The 13,326-nt window shown below is 72.0% G+C and carries 15 protein-coding genes; 6 read left to right on the top strand and 9 right to left on the bottom strand.

The window, feature by feature from the left end; all coding sequences use genetic code 11:
• Positions 1-33: 33 nt before the first annotated feature.
• Positions 34-1,062 carry an MBL fold metallo-hydrolase gene (locus EV186_RS09875; RefSeq protein ID WP_133848938.1) on the bottom strand — a complete coding sequence of 343 codons (1,029 nt, stop codon included), beginning with the start codon at positions 1,060-1,062 and terminating at the stop codon, positions 34-36.
• A gap of 159 nt (positions 1,063-1,221) precedes the next feature.
• Between EV186_RS09875 and EV186_RS09870 the strand changes: the two genes are divergently transcribed.
• Together EV186_RS09870 and EV186_RS09865 are read left to right on the top strand one after the other, a co-directional pair.
• Positions 1,222-2,250 (top strand): phosphatidylinositol-specific phospholipase C domain-containing protein, encoded by a 1,029-nt coding sequence (locus EV186_RS09870; RefSeq protein ID WP_341814477.1) that lies wholly within the window; start codon positions 1,222-1,224, stop codon positions 2,248-2,250.
• A 42-nt stretch (positions 2,251-2,292) separates the two neighbouring features.
• On the top strand, positions 2,293-3,021 hold the full coding sequence (locus EV186_RS09865; protein ID WP_133848936.1) for a class I SAM-dependent methyltransferase: 729 nt from the start codon (positions 2,293-2,295) through the stop codon (positions 3,019-3,021).
• 60 nt (positions 3,022-3,081) lie between these two features.
• Here the strand turns inward: EV186_RS09865 and EV186_RS09860 are convergent, their stop codons facing one another.
• The 4 genes from EV186_RS09860 to EV186_RS09845 form a co-directional block, all read right to left on the bottom strand.
• Entirely contained in the window at positions 3,082-3,540 is a 459-nt protein-coding gene (locus EV186_RS09860) for a DUF6319 family protein (protein WP_424982418.1), read from the bottom strand.
• Positions 3,541-3,625: 85 nt separating this feature from the next.
• Positions 3,626-4,492, bottom strand: coding sequence for a sucrase ferredoxin (locus EV186_RS09855; RefSeq protein WP_133848935.1), 867 nt, complete (start codon positions 4,490-4,492; stop codon positions 3,626-3,628).
• Entirely contained in the window at positions 4,489-5,712 is a 1,224-nt protein-coding gene (locus tag EV186_RS09850) for a JmjC domain-containing protein (RefSeq protein WP_133848934.1), read from the bottom strand. The genes EV186_RS09855 and EV186_RS09850 overlap by 4 nt, the downstream gene beginning before the upstream one ends.
• Positions 5,693-6,025 carry a BatC protein gene (locus tag EV186_RS09845; protein WP_133848933.1) on the bottom strand — a complete coding sequence of 111 codons (333 nt, stop codon included), beginning with the start codon at positions 6,023-6,025 and terminating at the stop codon, positions 5,693-5,695. The genes EV186_RS09850 and EV186_RS09845 overlap by 20 nt, the downstream gene beginning before the upstream one ends.
• 71 nt (positions 6,026-6,096) lie before the next feature.
• Between EV186_RS09845 and EV186_RS09840 the strand changes: the two genes are divergently transcribed.
• The 4 genes from EV186_RS09840 (at position 6,097) to EV186_RS09825 (ending at position 9,206) form a co-directional block, all read left to right on the top strand.
• The gene (locus tag EV186_RS09840; RefSeq protein ID WP_243754071.1) at positions 6,097-6,936 is read left to right on the top strand and encodes an esterase/lipase family protein; all 840 of its coding nucleotides are present in this window, start codon (positions 6,097-6,099) and stop codon (positions 6,934-6,936) included.
• Between the two features lie 82 nt (positions 6,937-7,018).
• Positions 7,019-7,486, top strand: coding sequence for a MarR family winged helix-turn-helix transcriptional regulator (locus EV186_RS09835; protein ID WP_166659095.1), 468 nt, complete (start codon positions 7,019-7,021; stop codon positions 7,484-7,486).
• Positions 7,483-8,559, top strand: coding sequence for an FAD-dependent oxidoreductase (locus EV186_RS09830; protein ID WP_133848931.1), 1,077 nt, complete (start codon positions 7,483-7,485; stop codon positions 8,557-8,559). Before EV186_RS09835 ends, EV186_RS09830 begins: the two co-directional genes overlap by 4 nt.
• Positions 8,556-9,206, top strand: coding sequence for a VC0807 family protein (locus EV186_RS09825; protein ID WP_133848930.1), 651 nt, complete (start codon positions 8,556-8,558; stop codon positions 9,204-9,206). The genes EV186_RS09830 and EV186_RS09825 overlap by 4 nt, the downstream gene beginning before the upstream one ends.
• On the opposite strand, the gene EV186_RS09820 is transcribed toward EV186_RS09825, so the two are convergent.
• The 4 genes from EV186_RS09820 to EV186_RS09805 are packed head-to-tail and all read right to left on the bottom strand — an operon-like array spanning position 9,196 to position 13,305.
• On the bottom strand, positions 9,196-10,023 hold the full coding sequence (locus EV186_RS09820; protein ID WP_133848929.1) for an ABC transporter permease: 828 nt from the start codon (positions 10,021-10,023) through the stop codon (positions 9,196-9,198). The genes EV186_RS09825 and EV186_RS09820 overlap by 11 nt on opposite strands.
• Complete coding sequence (locus EV186_RS09815) at positions 10,020-10,949, bottom strand: ABC transporter ATP-binding protein (RefSeq protein ID WP_133848928.1); 930 nt, start codon at positions 10,947-10,949, stop codon at positions 10,020-10,022. Before EV186_RS09815 ends, EV186_RS09820 begins: the two co-directional genes overlap by 4 nt.
• On the bottom strand, positions 10,946-12,082 hold the full coding sequence (locus tag EV186_RS09810) for a hypothetical protein (RefSeq protein WP_133848927.1): 1,137 nt from the start codon (positions 12,080-12,082) through the stop codon (positions 10,946-10,948). The genes EV186_RS09815 and EV186_RS09810 overlap by 4 nt, the downstream gene beginning before the upstream one ends.
• Positions 12,082-13,305, bottom strand: a complete 1,224-nt coding sequence (locus tag EV186_RS09805) for an MFS transporter (protein ID WP_133848926.1) — start codon at positions 13,303-13,305, stop codon at positions 12,082-12,084. Before EV186_RS09805 ends, EV186_RS09810 begins: the two co-directional genes overlap by 1 nt.
• Between the last annotated feature and the right edge of the window lie 21 nt (positions 13,306-13,326).

Raw genomic sequence — 13,326 nt, 5'->3', positions numbered from 1 at the left:
CCTTGGCGAGCTTGCTGGAAGCCGGGCCGGCCGTCACTCGGCCGGTGGCGTGTAGCGGTGCACGCCTTCGACCGTCTCGCGGCGCAGGTCGCCGCGGGCGGCGAGGAGGTCCAGGTGCGCCATCGTCTCCATGGTGGCGAGCATCTGGTTGAACTGGTCGAGGCCGGCGAAGGTGCGCTTGCGCCGGGTCCACGGCAGCTGCTGCGCCACCGCCGCCGCGGTGTCCAGACCGGACACCGCGGCGGCCTTGCACTCGGCGAGGCGGTGTTCGTGGTGGACGAGCAGTTCGTCGACCCGCTGGTGCACGCTCTCGGTCACCGGGCCGTGCGCAGGCAGCAACCGCATGTCGGGCATGGCCCGGACGACCGCGAGGGACTGCAGGAAGTCGCCGAGCGGCAGGTCGCCGGTGACGGGTTCGAAGCCGATCGACGGCGTGATGTGCGGCAGGACGTGGTCGCCCGCGAACAACAGGCCGGTCTCGTCGGTGAACACGACGTGGCCCTGCGTGTGGCCGGGCGTCGAGACCGCGCGCATCCGCCGGCCGAACACCGCGACGTCCATGCCGTCGGTCAGCCACTCGTCCGGGAACTCGTAGTCGGCGATGTGCGCCGGGTCGGCATGGGCGGCGTGCCACCGGACCAGCGCGTCGGCCTGGTCGGCCGCGCCGGCCTTGCGCAGCAACGGGACCTGGGCTGGTTCGTAGTCGTCGGCGCGGGCGTTGATGCGGTCCAGCGAGGGCTTCTCGCCGATGCCCAGGCCCACCGTCGCGCCGGTCTCCCGGCGTAGGGCGACGGCCTGGGTGTAGTGGTCGCGGTGCACGTGCGTCACCAGGAAGCGGCCGATGTCGCGGATGTCGTGCCCCAGGTCACGCAGGGCCGAGCCGAGCCGGTCCCGCGATTCGGCCAGGGCCCAGCCGCCGTCGATGAGCACCAGCCGGTCGTCGGCCTCGATCACGTACACGTTCACTGCGCGCAAGCCGTCCTGGGGCAGCGGCAGCGGGATCCGGTACACGCCGTCGGCCACCGGGTACGCGCCCGGCTCGGTCCACTTCTGATCGGCCATGGCTCGACCGTATCCCGCCTGACCAAGCGGCCGCATAGTCGCCTCGGTGTGCACTCCTCGTGACGGACCGTGCACATTCGCCTGGTTGGAGGTCGTCAAAGTGATGGCCTACCCCGATAATTCTTAACGGCAATGACTCGGTTCCCTCGGGAGGTTCCCTTGCGTCGCACTCGTGTGCTGGCCGCTTCGGTCGCGGCGGTGGCCGCCACCGGCATCGCGTTGGCGGTGCCGCACGGCGCCCAGGCCGACACGGCCAAGCAGTCGGCGGTGACCACCGTCGGCGTGCACAACACCTACACGAAGGACGCCTACGCCTACCTGGCCCAGGCGCTGGACGCGGGGACGTCGATGATCGAGCTCGACGTCTGGGTGGACATCACCAGCGGCCAGTTCAAGGTCAGCCACGACAACCCGCTGGGCAACGACAACAACTGCGTCGTCGCGACCGACCCGAGCCAGCTCTACACCGGGCTCCGCGACCGGAACCTGGAGAACTGCCTCGACGACGTGCGGGTCTGGTACGACGCCCACCCCGGGCACGCGCCGCTGACGATCAAGATCGAGATGAAGGCCGGTTTCGAGGACAACGACGGCCTGGGGCCCGACGAGCTGGATGCGCTGATCAAGGCGCACCTGGGCAGCAAGGTGTTCAAGCCGGCCGACCTCAAGGGCAGCTACCCGAGCCTCGACGCGGCCGCGCAGGCCGACAACTGGCCCACCCGCGACGCCCTGGCCGGCAAGGTCATGTTCGAGATCATCCCGGGCACCGTGGAGCAGAACAACCCGTTCGACGACTACTGGACCGACGAGGAGGAGGCGACCTACCTGAAGAACCTCAACGCCGCCGGCCACCTCGCCAACGCGCAGGTGTTCCCGTCGGTGCTCAAGGCCACCGCCGGTGACCCACGCACCCGGTACGACAGCTCGCTGCGGCCGTACTTCGTCTTCTTCGATGGCGATGCGGCCACCTACGTGTCCTCTGTGGACACGTCGTTCTACCGGACGCACCACTACCAGCTGATCATGACCGACGCGCAGAACGTGCCGCCGGCGATCTCCGCCACCACGCCGACCGTCGCGCAGGCGACCGCGCGGGTGCAACAGCTCGCCGCGGACAACGCGAGCATCGTGTCGTCGGACTGGCGGACGCTGACCACGGTGCTGCCGATGGTGCTCCCGCGCGGCTGAAATCCGGAGGTGGCAGGGCATCCGGCCGATTAGGGTGGCCGGGTGCCCAGCTCCGTGACGCCGTACCGGCGTGATCTCGCCCATGTCCACAACCAGGCCTTCGGGATGCACCCGGACCGGCTCGCGCCGACCTTTCTCCAGCTGTTGGCCCCGATCGCCGAGCGCGGCGGGACGGTGCTGGAGATCGGTTGCGGCACGGGGATGCTGACCCGGCACCTGGTTGCCGCCGGGCTCAACGTGATCGCGTCGGACGCGTCGGCCGACATGCTGGAGCTCGCCCGCGAGCAGGTGCCGGGCGCGGTGGCGCACCGGGTGATCGCGTTGCCGGACGACGCACTGCCCGAAGTGGACGCGATCGTCGGCGTCGGGCACCCGCTGAACTACTTCACCGGGGCGGAACCGGTCCACGCGTCGCTGACGGCGATCGCGAACGCGTTGCGACCCGGTGGCGTGCTGGCCATCGACCTGATGGTGCGGACACTGGGACTCGAGGCGCACCCGCCGATGGGCCGGCTCGGCGCGGACTGGGCGTTGATCAGCACCATGGACATCCCGGAGCCGGGCCGGTCGGTGCGGCACCTGACCACGTTCGTGCGCACCGAGGACGGAACCTACCGGCGGGCCGACGAAGATCACGAGTTCGTGCACGTGGACGGTGCGGCCGCGCTGGAAACGTTGCGGCGCAACGGAGTCGACGCGACCCTCGGGCAGGCTTTCGGTCCGGTCGGCCTGCCCGAGGGGCTCGCGTCGGTGATCGGCGCAAAGGCCTGATCAGCGGCCTGATCAGCGGCCTGATCAGCGGCCTGATCAGCGGCCTGATCAGCGGCCTGATCAGCCTTCCTGGAGCTCGGCCAGGGCTGCCTTCGCCCTGGCCAGCTCCGCTTCGAGCTCGGCCACCTTCGCCTGGTGCTGCTCGCGCGCGGCGTCCAGCACGGACTCGATGGCCTTGGAGATGTCCTCGTGCAGTTCGGCCGCGGCGCGGGACACCGCGGCCGCCGGGACGACGAGGCCGCGCACGACCCGCTTGCCCGACTGGGTGAGCTCGGCCTGCCACTCGCCGTCGGCCGTGCCGGTGACGGTCAGCACCAGCTCGACGGTGCGGGTCTTGCGTGCCGTGCTCTGCTGCTTGCGGGGCTTGCGCTGCGCCTTCTCCGCAGGCGCGTCGGCCTGGTCGGCGGGGGCGGGCGCGTCCGGCTCCGGTGCGGACTGAACGGACTCCGCCGGGGAAGCCGTGGATTCGGTGGACTCCGTGGACACCTCAGTCGCCTCGGGCTGGGTCTCGATCGGCACGATGCGGGCTCCTTTGATAACTCGCCAATTCGGCGGCGCATATTAGAACACGTGTTCGCGCTCACGTCCGCGCGACCCGCCGGGCTCAGCCGGTGATCGACACCACCGTGAACTCGCGGACGGCCGCCGGTACCCGGGCGGCGCAGGTCAGGGGCGTGTCGACGCGGTGGTGGTGCCCGCGAACGGTGACGGTGAGATCGCCGTCCTTACCCGCCAGGGTGACCGCCCACGTCTCGTGTTCGACCTGCTCGGTGGCGAGCACCGGCAGCGCCTCGACCCGGAACTCGGCCAGCCGTGCCCGCGCGAAGTGCTGGGCGGCTTGCGCGGCCGCCGGAAGTCCGGCCTGCCCACGCAACCACTCCGGGCTGAGCAACCCCGCGTCGTGGCGGTCGGCCAGGGCCGCGGCCGAAGCCGGGGGCACCTTGCCGTAGTACAAGCCCTGCGGCAGCACGACGAGGTTGCCGGCGAACCGGTCACCGCCGACGTGCGAGCACTCCCAGACCTGCGTGGGACGGACGGCGGCGAGCGCGGCGGCGAGTGGTCGGCCGTCGATGGCGCAGCACCGGTCGTGCTTGCCGTGCGTGCAGACCAGGTAGACCGGCGTGCGCGCGCCCGGCGATAACTCACCCAGTCGCAGGTCGGTCAGCTCCTCCGGGTCGGTGAACGACGACCACCGCACGCCGTCCGCATCGGCGAACGCCCACCGTCGCGATGCGACTGGGACGACCCGGCCCGGTCGGCGGATGAGCAGGACCCGCGCCCGAACGGCGGCCGCCTGCGCCGCCACCGACGCGGCGACCGGCGCGGGCAGCGGGGACTGGTGCAGGGCGTCGCGGCCCCACGGTCCCGGCTGCTCCACCAGCAGCCACCGGCCGACCGGGGGAGCGGTGCCGACGAGCGGGTCACCGCGTCGCGCACAGGCCGCCGCGCAGCGCTCCACCGGGGTCGTCATGCCGGGACGAGCACGCCCTCGCGGAGCAGCCGCCGCACCACGACGAGCTGGTCGGCCAGGTCGAGCGCGGGCAGCGTCCCGACCGTCGCAACCGCACCGGAAAGCAAGACGCCCAACGCTTCGGTGGCCGCCGACGGCAGCCACAGCCGGTCGCCGGGCAGGTCGAGCCGGGCCCGGTCGCCGTCGGCGACGAGCCGGTGCCGCAACCCGGACCGGACCCGTACCCGGCTGCCTTCCCCCAGCTCGTCCGCCGCGGCGAGCTGGGCGAGCGGGCCGAGCGGCGCCGGGCGGTTGCCCGACCACTGCCGGCCCCGCAGCCGGTCCGCAACCTCGGCGGGATCCAGTTCCTTGAGCGTCCTGGCCAGCTCCGCGATGGTGTCCTCGACGTGCGGGCCAAGCTGGCGGGGATCGCCCACGTCGATGCCCAGCGGCAACGTGCCCCGCAACTCCGCGGCTGACGCGGCCATGGCGCACAGCGCCTCGACGATCGCAAAGCGGGTCAGCACGTGCACGCCGACGGTCAGGTGCGCCGACACCGCGCCGAGCGCGGTCGCCGAGTGCAGGTAGCCGCGCGGCAGGTACAGCACGTCGCCCGGCCGCAAAACCTCGTCGATCACCGGCGGCTCGGTCGCCCGCCGCGCCACGGCGTCCGCGTGCCCGCTCCACGGCTGGTTGCGCAACGGGTCCGGGTGCACCGGCGCGTGCACGTGCCAGTGCTTCTCGCCCGCCACCTGCAACACGAACACGTCGTGCACGTCGTAGTGCGCCGAGAACCCCTGCGACGAGGCAGGGGTCACGTAGGCGTTGATCTGCACCGGGTGGCCGAGATCCGTGCCGAGCTGGGTGCCGAACTCGATCAACGAGGGCCACACGCGGTGCAAGCCTTGCAACACAACGGTGGCGCCGTCGCCGAAGAGCCGCAGCACCTTCTCGTCGGCCACCTGGTCGCCGACCTCGGCGCCGACGCCACCACCCGAGGTGAACTGGCTGGAGTCGAGCACCTGGCCCGCGCGCGCCATTCGCAGGAACGGCGTGCGCAGGCCACGCTCGGACAGCAGCTCGTCGATGTCCCGCAGCGTCAACAGGTCGTCGAAGGTGCCGGTCGCCTTGCGCAGCAAGGGCGCCTTGCCCCAGTTGTCGGAGGCGAACGCGTCGACGTCCGGGCCGACGCAGCGGACGAGTGCGGGCCGGTCGACCACGTCAGGCCCCGGAACCGCCATCGGCACCGACATCGGCGCCCGCGCCGGAGTCCGAACCGGCGCCGGAGTCCGCGCCGCCGTCGGCACCGCCGTCGTGCACACCCGGCGTGCCGTCGCCGGCCCCGGAGTCGGCCGGACCTTCCTCGTCGCCGCCCGCGCCGACGTCCGCGCTCGCGCCGGAGTCCGAACCGGCGCCGGAGTCCGCGCCGCCGTCGGCACCGCCGTCGTGCACGCCGGACGTGCCCTCACCTGCGCCGGAGTCAGCCGGGCCCTCGGCACCTTGCGCACCGCCGCTCCCGCTGTCCCTGGTGATGTCGTCGTCGTTGATCGACATGATCCCTCCGTCACTCCACTGTGGCCGGTCAAGCTCGGTCGCCGGAGGCATACCCAGTTGTCGTGGCGCTCATGCGTGGGGTCACCCGGGCGCATGATGGTGAGGTGCCCTCGCTCGCCGCGCTCAGCCCGCGCCGCCGAATGCTGGTGCTCGCCGTTCTCGCGGTCGTTCTTGCGGTCGCGGTGGTTGTCGTGGCGCGGGTGGCGCCATCGGTGTTCGGCCGCGATCGCGGGCCGGTCGCGCAGGACCGTCCGGGCACCGTGTTGCTGGTGCCCGGTTACGGCGGCAGCCGCGACGCCCTGCTCGGTCTCGCCGCCCGGCTCCAGGCATCCGGTCACCCGGCCCAGGTGCTCACGCTGGAAGGCGATGGCACCGGTGATCTCCTGGCTCAGGTCGCGGTGCTGAACCGGGCGGCGAACGATGCGCTCGACGCGGGCGCGCCGTCGGTGGACGTGATCGGGTACTCGGCCGGTGGCGTGGTCGTCCGGCTGTGGCTGGCCGGGGACGGCGCGGGCGTCACCCGGCGGGTGGTCACGCTCGGCGCGCCACTGCACGGTGCGCGCATCGCCGCGCTCGGCGGCGCGCTGGTGCCGGGCGCCTGCCCGGTGGCGTGTCGGCAACTGACGCCGGGCAGCGCCCTGCTCAACGGCGTCGACTCGGCGCCGGTCCCGGTGCCGTGGCTCTCGGTGTGGACCGAGGACGACCAGACCGTGCAGCCGCCGGATTCCGCGCGGCTGGCCGGCGCGGTGAACGTGCCGGTCCAGCAGGTCTGCGCGGACGCTCACCCGGCGCACTCCGAGCTACCAGGGGATCCGCTGGTCGCCGGCTTGGTGCTGCGCGCGCTCGGCTCGGGTCCGCTGGTCGCGCCGGGCAACGCCGACTGCCGGAGCCTGCGCGCCGAAGGCGCCTGAACCCTGGATTCCCTCAGGGATGACCCTGAGATGTCTCGGAAACCACTTGTTTGTTTGGCGCAAGTACCGCCATGCTGTGGCCATGGCACACGCGTACGACGATCTCGAATCGGTGGTGTACCCGTTGGTCCGCATCGCCGAGGGCATGCGGCGGGCCCAGGGGCGCGCGATCGACCCGACGCGGCAGGCGATCCTGCAGCAGGCCGCGATGCGCGGTCAGGTCCGGCCTTCGGAGCTCGCCGCGGACCTGGACCTCTACCAGTCCTCGATCACCCGGCAGACCCGTGTGCTGGAGGACGAGGGGTACGTGAAGGTCGAGGCCGACCCGGCCGACCGACGCTCGTGCCTGATCTCGCTGACCGACCACGGCTGGACCGAGGTCCGCAGGCTCACCAAGCTCGGCCTGGACCGGTTCGACGAGTTCATGGCCGACTGGGATGCCGACGACGTGCGCACGCTCGGGCGGCTGCTGACCCGTCTGGAGGCCTCCGTCGAGGAAGCCAAGCGCAGCAAGCAGAAGCCGCCGGGTCGGCGGTGGCAGCAGTCATGACCCACGTGCTGGTCGCCGGTGCCGGCGTGGGCGGGCTCTGCCTCGCCCAGGGACTGCGGCGTGCGGGCATCCGGACCACCGTGTTCGAGCGCGATCCCGATGCCGGGACCCGTGGCCAGGGGTATCGGCTGCACATCGACGGCAACGGTGACGCCGCGCTGCGCCGCTGCCTGCCCGACGCACTCTTCCGCCGCTACCGGGACACCTCCTCGTTGCCGGGACGAGGCAAGATCACCACGTTCGCGGCCGACTTCACCGAGCTGGCCTCCGTCACGGTGCCGCCGGCCGACCACACGGCCGTGGACCGGTTGCTGATGCGGCAGATTCTCTTGTCCGATCTGGACGTCCGATTCGGACGGACGGTCACCAGCGCCCAGGACACCGGCAAGGACGTCGTGGTGCGGTTCGCCGACGGTGGTGTGGAACGCGGTGACCTGCTCGTCGGCGCGGACGGGGTCGGCTCGGTGCTGCGCCCGCTGGTCGCGCCGGACGCGGAGGTGATCGACACCGGGATGCGCTGCGCGTACGGCCGCACGCCGCTGAGTGCGCTGCCCGCTCTGGACGAACGGCTCTTCGACGGGTTCACCTCCGTCGTTGGACAACGGGGTGCCTTGGCGCTGGCTGCCTTCCGGGCCCGGAGCCACGACCCGGAGCTGCCGCCGGTCGCCGACTACCTGATGTGGGCGGTCGTCGGACCCGTGCCGGACGAGCGCGATCCCGCGGCCCTGCACGAGTTCGCGACGAGGTTCGTCGCGGGCTGGCACCCGGAGTTCCGGCGGATCGTGGCGAACGCCGACGTGCCGGCCACCTTCGGCACGCCGATCCGGACGTCGGGTCCGGTGCCGTGGTGGCCGACCGGGCGGATCACGTTGCTGGGCGACGCCATCCACGTGATGCCGCCGACCGGGGGTGTCGGCGCGAACACCGCGTTGCGTGACGCCGCCCTGCTGACCGACCTGCTCGCCCGGACCGAGCCGCGGGCCGCGTTCGCGGAGTACGAGAACCAGATGCGTGACTACGCCACCGAAGTCGTGCGCCAGAGCACCAGGACGATGACGGGGGACAAGACATGAACGACCGGGTGAAGGCGCTGCTGCCCTTCCTGCTGGACCTGATCATCCCGATCGGCGGGTATTTCCTGCTGCACACCGTGTTTGGCCTCAGCGCCTTCTGGGCGTTGACGATCGGCGGGCTCGCCACGATGGTCAACGCGATCGTCAACACCGTGCGCCGCGGCCGGTTGGACTCGTTCGGCCTGCTCGTGGTCTTCGAGGTGGCGCTGTCGGTGGTGCTGCTGTTCGTCAGCCGCGATCCGCGGGTGCTCCTGCTCAAACCCGCCTTCTACGTCGCCGTCGGCGGGTTGTGGGCACTGGGCACGCTGCGGCTGGCCAAGCCGCTGGCCTACGAGTCGGGAAAACCGTTCGCCACCAAGGGTGATCCGACGCTCGTGGCCGCGTACGAACGGGCTTTCGACCAGTCGCCCCGGTTCCGGTCGGCCCTGCGGTCGGTGACGGCGGTCTGGGGCGTGGCGTTCCTGCTCGACGCGGTGTTGCGGGTGGTCATCGTCTACCGGTTCACGCCGGACCAGATCAACGACTCGCTGGTGCTGTCGCAGGTGCCGTTGCTCGCGTTGCTGGTGCTCGCCATCGTGTTCACCCGGCTGCGGATGCGGTCGGTGCGCCCGGAACTGCTGCGCCACCGCGAGCACGTCAGCTCGTGATGTCCTTGGTGGCGAAGTTGGCCCACGACGCGGCGAACAGCACCACGATGTACCCGGCCTGCAACAGCAACCCGGAGTCGATGCTGCGCCAGAAGACCGGGTCGCGGAAGAAGTCGATCCAGGCCAGCCAGTAGTGCGTCGGCAGGTACGGCTTGACCGGCGTGGCGGCGTCGAGGGTTTCCAGCACGGAACTGGTGATCAGCACGGCGAGCGCGATCAACGCGGCGCCCAGCGAGGACTCGGTGAACGTGGACGCGAACAACGCGATCACCCCGAACCCGAGCATCGACACCACGATGTAGCCGATCGCGGCGAGCAGGCGCAACGCCAGGTCGTCGGAGCTGAGCGCCGCGCCGGACAACGACGTCACGGCGCCGGGCTGGCCGACCGCCTCGGCGCCGCCGCCGAAGAGCGTGACGCCGGTGATCAGTGCCGTCACGGCCACCAGCACGATGGCGACGACCACGAACACCGCGAGCGCCACCAGCTTCGCGATCAGCAGCCGGACCCGGCCGACCGGGCGGATCAACAGGTAGCGCAGGGTTCCGGTGCCCGCCTCGCCGGCGATGGAGTCGCCCGCGGTCACGGCGACCGACAGCGGCAGGAAGATCGGCAGCACCATGGCCAGCGCGGCCGCCGGGTACAGCTCCCCGTTGCTGAGCACGGCGGAGAGGAACGCGCCACCCTGGCCCGGCGGCGGCGCGAGCTGCGAGACCGACAGGAACACCGCGACGATGAACGGCAACAGGCACAACAGGAGCAGCGTCAGCCAGTTGCGTGGGCGCAGCATCAGCTTGCGCAGTTCGACGCCGATCACGGGGCCGCCCCCGGTCTTGACGCACCGTCGATCCGGTCGGCGCTTGAGGTGGTCACCTCGAGTACGACCTCCTCGAGGGTGCGGCGCTGCTCGGTGATCCCCGCGACACGCACCCCGCCACCGACCAACTGCGCGTTGAGCGCGGCCGGGTCGTCGTGGCGGACCACGAGCCGTGAGCCGTCGCGGTGTTCCAGGCGGCCGTCCAGCAGGGCCACGGCGGCCGCTGGGTCGGGGCTGTCGACCAGCACGCGCCCGGTCGGCGTCCGCACGGCCGTCAGCTCGTCCTGCAGGACGAGCTTGCCCTTGTCCACCACGCCGACGCGCGTGCACAGCTGCTCCACCTCGGCGAGCAGGTGGCTGGACAGGAACACGGTCGTGCCCGCCTCGTTCAGCTGGATCAGCAGGTCGCGGATCTCGTGGATGCCCCGCGGGTCGAGGCCGTTGGTCGGCTCGTCGAGGATCAGCAGCTCCGGCTTGCGCAGCAGGGCCGAGGCGAGACCGAGCCGCTGGCGCATGCCCAGCGAGTACGCCCGGACCGGCCGGCTGTCCACTCCGGACAACCCGACGGCGGCCAGCGCGTCCTCGACCCGCGACTTTCGGGTGCGCCGGGGCCCGCCCGGCCCGGCGGCGTCGAGCAGCTTCAGGTTCCGCCGTCCGGACAGGTGCGGGTAGGCGGCCGGACCCTCGACCAGTGCGCCGATGCGGGGCAGCACGCGGTGCACCCGCCTGGGCACCGGCTCGCCGAGCACCTCGATCTCGCCGCTGGTGGCATAGACCAAGCCGAGCAGCATCCGCACCATCGTCGTCTTGCCCGAGCCGTTCGGGCCGAGGAACCCGTACCGGTCGCCGGGCCGTACGTCCAGGTCGACGCCGTCGACGGCCAGGGTCCGGCCATAGCGCTTCGTCAGGCCGTGGGTTTTGATCACCGGCGACCCCGCAGCAGCGAGGTCAGCTGCCCGGCCGCGTCGCGCAGTACGCGGGCGTCGATCAGGCCGGCGAGCAGGAAGTAGCGGCGGGTGAGCGTGCTGCGGGCGATCACCATGGTCAGCGGCGGGATGCTCAGCGTCAACGCGGTGCCGTCGGTGACCTCGCCCTTGGCGGCGCCGGCCTGTGTGGCCGACTCCGAGAGCGGGTCACCTATCGAGCGGGGCACCGCGGCGACGACGAACGAGGCGAGCCCGGTGCCGTAGAGCCCGACGCCGTGCACGCCGCCGACCTCCGTCTGGCGCAGCACGCGCCCGGCCAGCACCGGCTGCTGCGGGAACCGGGAGAACGCGCCGAGCACGCCGGCGAGGTCCTCCACGGAGACGATCGTGTAGCCGGCGCCGGGGGAGCGCTGCGGCCGGGTGACGCTCGTGGGTGGCGCGGCGCGGTCCAGCTCCAGGAACTGGGTGACCATGATCGGCCGGGTCTTCCCCTTGGCGCCGACCTCCACGCGCACCGGCAGCCCGCTCGCCGGGTCGGCCCAGATGTCGACGGCGCCGACGGTGGTGTCGGGATCGGCGGGGACCAGCCGGAACCCGGCGGCGTCCACCCCCGCGACCACGCGTGGAGGCAGCGGCGTGACCGGGTCGGTGGCCGTGGCGGAGATGATCCGGCGGGCCAGTTCCGGTGGCAGCAGGTCGCCCGCGCGCGGCACCCGCAACGGCGCCTCGCCGACGACCTCGGTGAGCATGTCGGACTCGTAATCCCACGTCGTTTCGCCCAGCGCACCGTGGTAGACGTCGCGCTCCCCGGCGATGGTCAGCACGGCGTAGCGGTAGCTCGACGGGTTGCGGTACCAGACCCGGGTGCGGGTGGTGCCCGACAACAACGACGACAGGTCGGCCAGGCGGGGCAGGTCGGGCACGCCCATGCTGCCGGTGCTCTCCACGTAACCCTGGTAGGGCACCGACGCCGACCGGGCGACAAGCGCGCGCAAAGCGGCCGGATCGGCCTTGGCGGTGGCTTGGCCGGAGAGCGCGGTCACCACGGCCGGGATCGACACCAGCACGGCGGCCAGCACCACGACCAGCGCCCACCGGCGCTGCGCCGCCCGCCGTACCACCCTTGCCGCCATCACGATCCTTTGTACGCCGCGCTGGTGTCCTCCCGTTCAGTCTGAGTCAGCCGTCGTGCCCAGGCCGGGCGAGCGACGAAGTAGCCGGCGGCGATCACGAACGCCAGCGCGAGGCAGCCGAGCCACAGTGCCGGGCCGCCGAACGCGTCGAGCACGGCGGTGCCCGCGATCGGGGCCGCGATGGTCGACCCGGCGATCCCGAGCGAGAACGCGCCCTGGTAGCGGCCGCGGGCGCCGTCCGGGGACATGTCGGCGACCAGCGTCGAGTAGCCGGGGGCGAGCAGCGTCTCCCCGATGGCCCAGACGAGCACCGTCACCGCGTAGCCGAGCGCCGTGTGCGTGACGGCGGTGAGCCCGAACCCGATGCCGAGCACGACGGTCGCCGCCGCGAGCAGGTGCGTGAGGTCGCGGCCACGCAACAGGCGCGGCACGAACGGCTGCGCGACGATGATCACCACGGCGTTCACGGACATGATCGCGCCGTACCCGGCCGCGCCGAGCCCGTCGCGAGCCATGGACAGCGGCAGCGTCGAGGCGAACTGCATGATCACCAGGAAGGTCAGCGAGATCAGCGCGCACAGGACCAGGAAGAGGCCGTCGCGCCACGGCGAGCCCGCGCTCGCCGGCGGGTCGTCGACCGGTTCGGGCCGCGTCTCGCCGACGCGGCGGAAGACGATCAGCCCGGACACGAGCGCGGTGGCGGCGTCGCCGAGGAACACCAGCCGGTAGTCGACCGAGGCGAGCCAGCCCGCGAGCACCGCCGCGACGACGAAGGCGAGGTTGTTGCTCCACACGGTCAAGCTGAACGCCCGTGTCCGGTCGTGCGGCGCCACGAGGTCGACGGTGGTCGCGGCGAAGGCGGGCCGCGCGAGGCTCTGCGCGGTGCCGACGACCAAGCCGACCGCGGCGATCATCGGCACCGTGCTGACCACGCCCAGGACCAGCAACGCGGCCGCGCTCGCGCACTGGGCGAGCAACAGCGTCCGCCTGCGTCCCCACCGGTCGGCCAGCGTGCCGCCGAGCAGCACGCCGAGCGCGCCACCCGCGCCCATCAGACCGACGACCAGGCCGACTTCGTGGGCGCTCAGGTGGCGTTCGGCGCTGAGGAAGAAGGTCAGGACGATGAAGACGACGTTGCCGCAGCGGTTGATCAGATTCGCGGTCCAGAGCAGCCAGAACCGGCGGGGCATGCCACCCGCCGTCGCCCTCAGCCACTCGCGCATGCCAGGTGATGGTGGCTGGTC

It is taken from the genome of Labedaea rhizosphaerae, assembly GCF_004362825.1.
GTDB lineage: Bacteria > Actinomycetota > Actinomycetes > Mycobacteriales > Pseudonocardiaceae > Labedaea > Labedaea rhizosphaerae.
Note: the sequence above shows the minus strand (reverse complement) of the source record. Positions and strands in the feature narration are given on the sequence as shown.